Consider the following 7,393-nt stretch of genomic DNA (forward strand, 5'->3'; position numbering starts at 1 on the left):
AGATCAGGCTTTATGGATTCATCAAAATTTGGAGAAATTGAATGAACAAAACAAAAGTAGCACAGAGCAATTTAGGCAACAACCAACTTGGTAAGACAAACAACAAATCGCAACATGACTTAACACGCGATATTGAAAGCCGTGAATTTGAATTAGGTTTAGCGCCTGACGATGCTTATGTGAAAACTGCAGATGATTTCTTGGCCGGTGATGTGGTTGTGTTTATGGATGAATCCAAAACAGGCCGCTTAATGACTGTGCATAAAGTGCAAGGTGATGGCGTGCTGCTGGATGGCAATAGAAACTTTGCTTTAACGCACCTTATTCGTTCTGCCACAACGGCAGAACTAAAAGCCAAACAACGGTTGCCGGCGCCAGTAGCACTATTTGTTCCTGTGGATCTATCACCAAATAGCCATGACGAAACAAGACATCTACACCGTGCCTTAGGCGCACAAGGCTGGGTCACATGAGCCATGCATTCCAAAAGATATTAGATCAAAAGCAGCTTCACAGCATTCAGTCGTGGCATGAACCCGCGCTGCATCTGCTAAATGAGTTAATGGAAGCAGCTAAACGCAACTTACAAAAGCGCAGCTACAACGAAGCAAATGCAGCCATACAGCGCGATATCTACCGCGAACAGCTGCAGCGCAGATACCGCATACCCATGTACACCGTTATTGAAATTGAAAAGAGCATGGGCCGCGCGGGTGTTATTGAATTTATAGGCGGGAACTTTGTGAAGCCAGTAAACAAAGAAAGCCAGAATGGAGAGGTAAAGCCATGAGCGAAGATTATGAAATTTGCCAATATTGCCAAGAAGATTATGCCGTGGATTATTACTACAAAATTAATCCAATGGTCGTTCTATGCAATCGCTGTGCAGACTTGATTCTTAATGTAGTTCACAAGGCTCAATATGGCCGTTTCGTTTCTTGGCCAGAAAATATAAAGCCTGAACGGAAATACTCAAAAAAGCAGATAGGTATAAAACTCAGACTGCAGGTTTATGAGCGGGACGGCTTCAAATGTGTGACATGCGGTGTACAGCAAAATTTAACACTGGATCATATCAAGCCTGAATCGAAAGGCGGCGAATCCACTTTTGAAAATCTCCAAACGATGTGTAAATCCTGCAATTCATCAAAAGGTGCAAAATTTGATGAAGACTTAAACGGGGGGAAATCATGAGTCTAGATGCCAGTAAATGGGCTTGGGAAATCAAAATACCCACCAAGAAAGGCGGCGCTCTAAAACCGCTTAAAAAACTTGTATTGCTCTCTCTGGCGGACCGCGCTGGTGAAGATCATTGCGCATACCCAAGCATGTCTAGATTGGTCGATGACACAGCTATGGACCGCAAAACAGTTCTTAAGATCATCGATGAGCTGATTGAAGATGGATTAATTGAAGATACAGGCGAGCGTAAAGGCAAAACCAAACAGGTCAAAGTCTATCAATTAGTGGGTGTTAAAGGCCGTGAAAGAGGCCCAAAGATGGAACCCTTTAAAGATGAAAATACCGATTTAAAGGGTACCAACAATGGAACAGTACCAACAACGGAACAGTTCCAACAATTCCATGAAAGGGTACCAACAATTCCGTCAAAGGGTCCCAACGTTGGGACACGGAATCTACCAAAGAACCTACCAGAAGAATCTAAAAATAAAAAAGACTGGCTTTGCTTTAAAAAACTTCGTGAAGAAATTTATCTGGCAGATCCCGATTTGGATTTTGAATATCTCATGACGGCAAGCTGGGGAGATCGGGAAAAACGCGCATTTGAAATTTACAACGCAGACAAAAATCTTTGCGATGTACTCATGAACTTCCATTTTGCAGATTGGCTGATTCACGCATACCGAACCAAGTATTCAAAACCTGCAGCTGGCCAGCAAGCCAAAGCGGGCGATTCAAAACCGCAGCACCTCACTGAAAAACAGATCGCTGCATTCGCACAGAAACTGGCTCATCACAGTGAGTTCTCCAGCAAGTACAGCGAACCCGGCGACAGCTACGAAAAACTGGCTGCCAAGATTGCCGTCAAACTCGAAGATCCAGCACAAGCCAAAAAATGGGAGAAATACCTCAAGCAGGTGGGCTTCACAGGAACGATCGCAGGGGAAGCCGCATGAACCAAGCGAAGCGCACTTACCTGAACCTGATGATCTTCAAGATCATTGCTGAGTGCAAAGGCCGCATCTCTGTTCAACAGATCCACCAGCAGATTGAACCAAACATGGGAATGTCAGTACGCAGCCTGCAGCGCTACATGAAGGGCTTAGCGGAATGGGGCCTGATTCAGGCGGATGGCAAAACACCGCAAGGTTTTAAACTTTCTGAACATGCGAAAAACATCTTTGAAGAACTAGCTGGGAGCGCGGCGCATTGAACAGTGTATCCATTGAAGCCTACAAGGCCATGCTGAAGGCCAATAAACGCACCAGCAAGAAGCGCCGATTAAAAGCACTGAAAGGCGAGAAATCCCGCAGTGAAGGTGAAGTTAACTTAGCGGCTCATTTGCAAGCTTATGGCATACAGTTCAAACAGGAATTTAAATTCCACTCAGAGCGTCGCTGGAAAGCCGATTTTCATATTTTGGGTACAAAGATACTTGTGGAAGTTGAAGGCGCCGTATGGAGCAATGGCCGCCATACACGGCCTAAGGGGTATTTGGGGGATATGGAAAAATATAACGCGGCGGCGGCGCTGGGTTATCAGGTGTATCGGTTCAGCACTGAGCAAGTGAAAAGCGGTATGGCAATAGAGCAAATTTTGAGATTAATAGGGTGATGGGATGAATGCAGCGGCGAAAATTGAGGTAATGGATTGGTCAAAATTTACGGCTGAAGACTGGTTTAAGCAGTACGGGGCATACATTCAAACCTGTCGCATGAAATCAGGTAATGCGCCTGATACATTGGGTGTAAACCAAATCTATTGGCTAATTTGCGAGAATAATAAAGGGGTGGCACCGCGTAAAAATCAATTAACATGCCAAATAAGTGATTATGAAGCAGATGAAGTTCATAAATTAATTATTGATCTAAAGTTTTCAAGACGCATATGTGATTCAGCCAAAGTAGCAGTAAATCTATTTATTGAGAAGAATGTGCGGGGGCTGTCACTGGATCAGATGGCAAAGGAGTTTGTTCTCGGAAGAACCTCAATTAAGAACATGGTTTATGCGGGTAAATTCTTTCTGTGTGGTCACGATAAGCGTCTAAGACTAAATTAAGCGATTGAGTTTTAAATTTTTTGTTAATATTAAGTGATGATGAAAGGAATGGTGAATGGCAATTAATAATTACGATCGGCAGTCTTTTGGCAGGAAGGTAAACGAAGTTGTGTCGCCATCACATCCCGTATTATCTCTGGAACATTTGAAGGGTAGAGAGCAGCAGCTAAAAAGAATCCAGCAAGCATTATTCGCAACTGGACGCAATGTATTTATTTATGGAGAAAGAGGTGTTGGTAAGTCGTCTTTAGCAGCAACAGCTGCAAATGACTGGTGTGGTGAACATGGGTGCTATATAGATATTTCATGTGCACCAGATACTACAGTTCTTTCAATGATTGCAACTATTGCGACACAAGCGATTAGCAAATCTCGTTTGAAGCGAAAAAAAATTAAGAATACATTGCAACTAGGGTATAAGTGGTTTTCTTTTAAACGTGAAAGCGAAATTGAAAATATTAATTTCAATAATGAAATTAAAAATCTAAGTGATGGCATTGAAACTTTAAAAGAACTTTCTGAATTTTTTGATGATGCTTTGGTGGTGGTGGTAGATGAGGTCGATCGTATAAGTGATGTTGAAGAAATAGAAAAATTTGCTGATTTTCTAAAACAGCTTGGTGATAAGCGTGTTGAAGTAAAATTTATTTTTACAGGAATTGCTCATACATTGGATGAGATACTTGGTTCGCATAGGTCTGCAATTCGACAATTAGAAACTATTGAGTTGAAGAAGCTATCTTGGGATGCTCGCTGGGAAATTGCAATTGGAGCTTTAAAAGCATTTGGAATAGATATCCATAGAGATATTTATGTAAGGATCGCTTTAATAAGTGATGGTTATCCTTACTATGTGCATCTAATTATAGAAAAGCTTTTATGGATTTTATTTGAAAGGCCTGGTCAGGTTTCAAAAGTTGAATGGGATGATTATCATTTAGCAATTGAGCATGCTATTGATACAACATCTGCAGAGTTATCTAGACCTTATGAAAAAGCTATCAATCAACGTTCACAAGACTATGAAGAGGTTGTATGGGCGACAATTGTCGCTGAAGACAATATTGGAGTTTATACAAAAAATATGTATGAACAATATCTAGGCATTATGAAACAATGCGGTGACAAAGAGGTTCTGGATCTAAAAAAATTCTCTGCGAGAATAAGAAATTTATTAAAAGATGATTATGGCCCAATTTTATTTAATGGTTTGAAAAAAGGACAATATGTTTATAAAGAAAAAATGCTTAGGGGGTATGTCAGATTAAGAGCTGAGCAGCAAAATATTGAGTTGGTAATTTCTGCTAAAGAAATCGATGATTTAAAGAATAAGACTCAGGCAGCGGCAAGATCTGATAAGGCATATTTTTCCCATCCGCCTCAAAGGGGATATAGACGCTGAAAATATCTAAATGTAGTTGATTGACCGTGCGCATGGAATATGGCATATTTCTGTTATAGTGGCGGAAGTGTATGTAAAGCACTAAAGTTAATTAAAAGCTCGCCAAATGGTGGGCTTTTTTTGACATTGTTTGTTCATAAAAATAAGCGATAATGACTTTTTTGTTTTTGAGCTTTAACTGAAATGGCAATTTTAACTCTCAGTAAATTAGATGATACGCTCAGTGAATTAGCAGTTAAAGGCAAAAAACCTGAAAAGATTTTGTTGGGTTATAAAGCATATAGCGAGCTAATGGATAATCGTGGATTTTTTGAGGAAGTCGCGGGTTCAGCTATGGATCCAAACAAACGAAAATATAAAAATATTAAAATTAAGGTTACCCAAGACGAATACCAGTTTGATGTGAAGTGTTCAAAAGAGTAGATTTAGATATCAAGGAAATCTCGCCAAATGGTGGGCTTTTTTTAGGATTCAAAGTTTATATACCCGCAGCCCTAATCTAGCGGGTATTTTTTACCAAAAGTTACATGAATATTTGGATAAAACTTACTAAAATGCTTGGTATTGAGTATTAACTTCTCCACGAATGCTAATACAATTTTTATCCTGCAACTTCCCCCCAGAGGTTGCAGGCTTTTTTATGCCAGCTGTTTTAATCCTAGCGGTTTGAAAATGAATCCAGCTGGCACCAAAATTCAGGAGAACAAAATGCTCCGATTGTTAATGTGTTTTTTTGGCCTTCATGGCGCAATAGAAATTGATTACACGATTGATGGTGAAGAAATCAAGGTGTGCCGGGATTGTCTCAAAGGTAAAGCGCTTGATGGAAAGAGGTTTAAAAAAATAGATCGTTCGGATGTTTCTTTATCTCCAAAATGATTAAAACTAGAGCAAAAAGAGAAATGACCCCAATAATTAAGAATGGTATATTTTTTAAGTAGATCCCAATCAATAAGCTGAAAATCATCAACATTAAGGTAAATAGCAATAGAGCTATCAGCGTGATGATTACCTTCATAATGATCTCAAAACTATGTAATTTTACTTAATAATATAGAGCAATGCTGAATACTGCATTGGCGGGATGAGACAAAGTGTGAGTACTCTGCATACCCCAATATTATGAATGGAGGTATATTCATTCCTTGGTTGAGTTCAAACCTGCAATAATTTATCAAACCGCCTTCGGGTGGTTTTTTATTAGGCGTATTACTTTTAAGGTGTATTTTATATACATGTTTGATGGAATTATATATAATGCAGGTCGCTTAATTGCCTCCTTAATCAGCGCAAATGATAAGGTGAAGCCTCATGGTTCTCTATGGGGCTTTTTTATTGTCTGGAGAAAAGTTATGCCCAGTTCCAAAAGTTTGCTGTTTAGCCCTTAACTGGTTTAAAAATAAATCCAGCTGGCACCATGTGCTATTAGCTCAGTTGGATAGAGCGATTCCTTCCTAAGGATAGGTCCAAGTTCAATTCTTGTATGGCACGCCTGATGTAATAAGCAAAGCCCGGTCATTTGATCGGGCTTTTAAATATGAAATTAATTTACCATTTGGTATATTTAATAATTGTATTATGTTGAAAATCAGTTACTATTATCGTATAAACAGATTCACCATGGCATGTAGTGCATTTAGTTTATAGCCTGTTTCTTTCTCCAAGAGGGGCAGGCTTTTTTCTTTCCTGAGTTTTAAATAGCTCGAATTCGATCCCTTTAAAATGGTGTAATCCCGCAAAATTACAACCATATCGTTGAGGGCAGCAATATGCTTCAGTTTTTAAAATGCTTATTCGGCTTTCATGGCGTGACTGAAATTCACCATTGTAAGGATGGGGATATAGGGTTTTGTCGAGATTGCCTTAAGGTTAAAGAAATAAATTAATTTGCCGAACGTATTACGGCAAACAAAACCCCGCTCAATATGCATTATCGGCGGGGTTTTTCTTTTCTTATTGGTGGTGAGTCACTGACACTTTAGCTTCATACTCGTGAGAGATAATTTTTAATTTTTAATTGAGTTGTGTGCCATTCTCAATAGCAAATGAGTATAGTTGGCTTTAATAAATAAACATTAGCAAGATTCAAAAAATATAAGTAAACATTAACTTGCTTGCTTGCTTGCTTGCTTGCTTCGGCGAGAGATAAGCAGTTTTTTTTATTTTCATTTTTTAAGAAAATAAATATGAGTTAAATTAAAAAATGTAAATATTTGTTTAATGTAACATATTGTATTTGTTCGTTTGTATCTAAATGTTTTTAACGCAAGGTAAAATACCAAGTTCTAGGGATGGGCTAGCTTTCACTGATATGTTTAACTAATGCTATATTATGTTATTCATTATCTTGGTGAAAAATGAGTGAAATAGTTGGTATTATCATATTTTACATATTTATTTTATTGGGTTTATTTGTAGCAATTTATGGATTGCTTGCAGTTGATTATCTTCTTTTCCCAATAGGTGTTTTCCTGATTATTATTGCATTCTTGTTGAAGCTTGAATTTAAAGTACCGGTATTATTTTGGAAAAATGATGATTAGACGGGTTTAAGTGTTGAGTGATTAAGCCGCACCAGTAAAAGCTGGTGCGGTTTTTTATTGAGAGTTAAATGGACGCAGATGACTATTTCTGGAAAACCAAGAAACGCCCACCTAAAAACAAACCACGCTCTAAACCTTTACCCAAGGCAAAAGAAAAATATTTAGAGGCTGAGGAAGATTTCGAACAAGCGCTCAATGTCCTGGATA

At 38.8% G+C, this 7,393-nt stretch carries 11 protein-coding genes and 1 tRNA gene; all 12 read left to right on the plus strand.

What is annotated here, in order from left to right; all coding sequences use genetic code 11:
- Nucleotides 1–41 precede the first annotated feature (41 nt).
- Nucleotides 42–473 carry a hypothetical protein gene (locus OKC24_RS12990; RefSeq protein ID WP_265465516.1) on the plus strand — a complete coding sequence of 144 codons (432 nt, stop codon included), beginning with the start codon at nt 42–44 and terminating at the stop codon, nt 471–473.
- Nucleotides 470–790, plus strand: a complete 321-nt coding sequence (locus tag OKC24_RS12995; protein WP_265465518.1) for a hypothetical protein — start codon at nt 470–472, stop codon at nt 788–790. Before OKC24_RS12990 ends, OKC24_RS12995 begins: the two co-directional genes overlap by 4 nt.
- Nucleotides 787–1,194 (plus strand): HNH endonuclease, encoded by a 408-nt coding sequence (locus tag OKC24_RS13000; protein ID WP_265465521.1) that lies wholly within the window; start codon nt 787–789, stop codon nt 1,192–1,194. Before OKC24_RS12995 ends, OKC24_RS13000 begins: the two co-directional genes overlap by 4 nt.
- Nucleotides 1,191–2,138 carry a helix-turn-helix domain-containing protein gene (locus OKC24_RS13005; RefSeq protein ID WP_265465522.1) on the plus strand — a complete coding sequence of 316 codons (948 nt, stop codon included), beginning with the start codon at nt 1,191–1,193 and terminating at the stop codon, nt 2,136–2,138. The genes OKC24_RS13000 and OKC24_RS13005 overlap by 4 nt, the downstream gene beginning before the upstream one ends.
- Nucleotides 2,135–2,395 (plus strand): hypothetical protein, encoded by a 261-nt coding sequence (locus OKC24_RS13010; protein WP_131275611.1) that lies wholly within the window; start codon nt 2,135–2,137, stop codon nt 2,393–2,395. Before OKC24_RS13005 ends, OKC24_RS13010 begins: the two co-directional genes overlap by 4 nt.
- On the plus strand, nt 2,392–2,796 hold the full coding sequence (locus tag OKC24_RS13015; protein ID WP_438800942.1) for a DUF559 domain-containing protein: 405 nt from the start codon (nt 2,392–2,394) through the stop codon (nt 2,794–2,796). The genes OKC24_RS13010 and OKC24_RS13015 overlap by 4 nt, the downstream gene beginning before the upstream one ends.
- A gap of 4 nt (nt 2,797–2,800) precedes the next feature.
- Nucleotides 2,801–3,241 (plus strand): hypothetical protein, encoded by a 441-nt coding sequence (locus OKC24_RS13020; protein WP_265465526.1) that lies wholly within the window; start codon nt 2,801–2,803, stop codon nt 3,239–3,241.
- 55 nt (nt 3,242–3,296) lie between these two features.
- Nucleotides 3,297–4,643, plus strand: coding sequence for an ATP-binding protein (locus OKC24_RS13025; RefSeq protein ID WP_265465528.1), 1,347 nt, complete (start codon nt 3,297–3,299; stop codon nt 4,641–4,643).
- 183 nt (nt 4,644–4,826) lie between these two features.
- Entirely contained in the window at nt 4,827–5,066 is a 240-nt protein-coding gene (locus tag OKC24_RS13030; protein WP_265465530.1) for a hypothetical protein, read from the plus strand.
- A gap of 249 nt (nt 5,067–5,315) precedes the next feature.
- Entirely contained in the window at nt 5,316–5,522 is a 207-nt protein-coding gene (locus OKC24_RS13035) for a hypothetical protein (RefSeq protein ID WP_265465539.1), read from the plus strand.
- A gap of 540 nt (nt 5,523–6,062) precedes the next feature.
- A tRNA-Arg gene (locus OKC24_RS13040) sits at nt 6,063–6,134 on the plus strand.
- An 866-nt stretch (nt 6,135–7,000) separates the two neighbouring features.
- Nucleotides 7,001–7,186 carry a hypothetical protein gene (locus OKC24_RS13045; RefSeq protein WP_131275614.1) on the plus strand — a complete coding sequence of 62 codons (186 nt, stop codon included), beginning with the start codon at nt 7,001–7,003 and terminating at the stop codon, nt 7,184–7,186.
- The last annotated feature ends 207 nt before the right edge of the window (nt 7,187–7,393 follow it).

It is taken from the genome of Acinetobacter entericus (genome assembly GCF_026168575.1).
GTDB classification, from domain to species: Bacteria; Pseudomonadota; Gammaproteobacteria; order Pseudomonadales; family Moraxellaceae; genus Acinetobacter; species Acinetobacter bouvetii.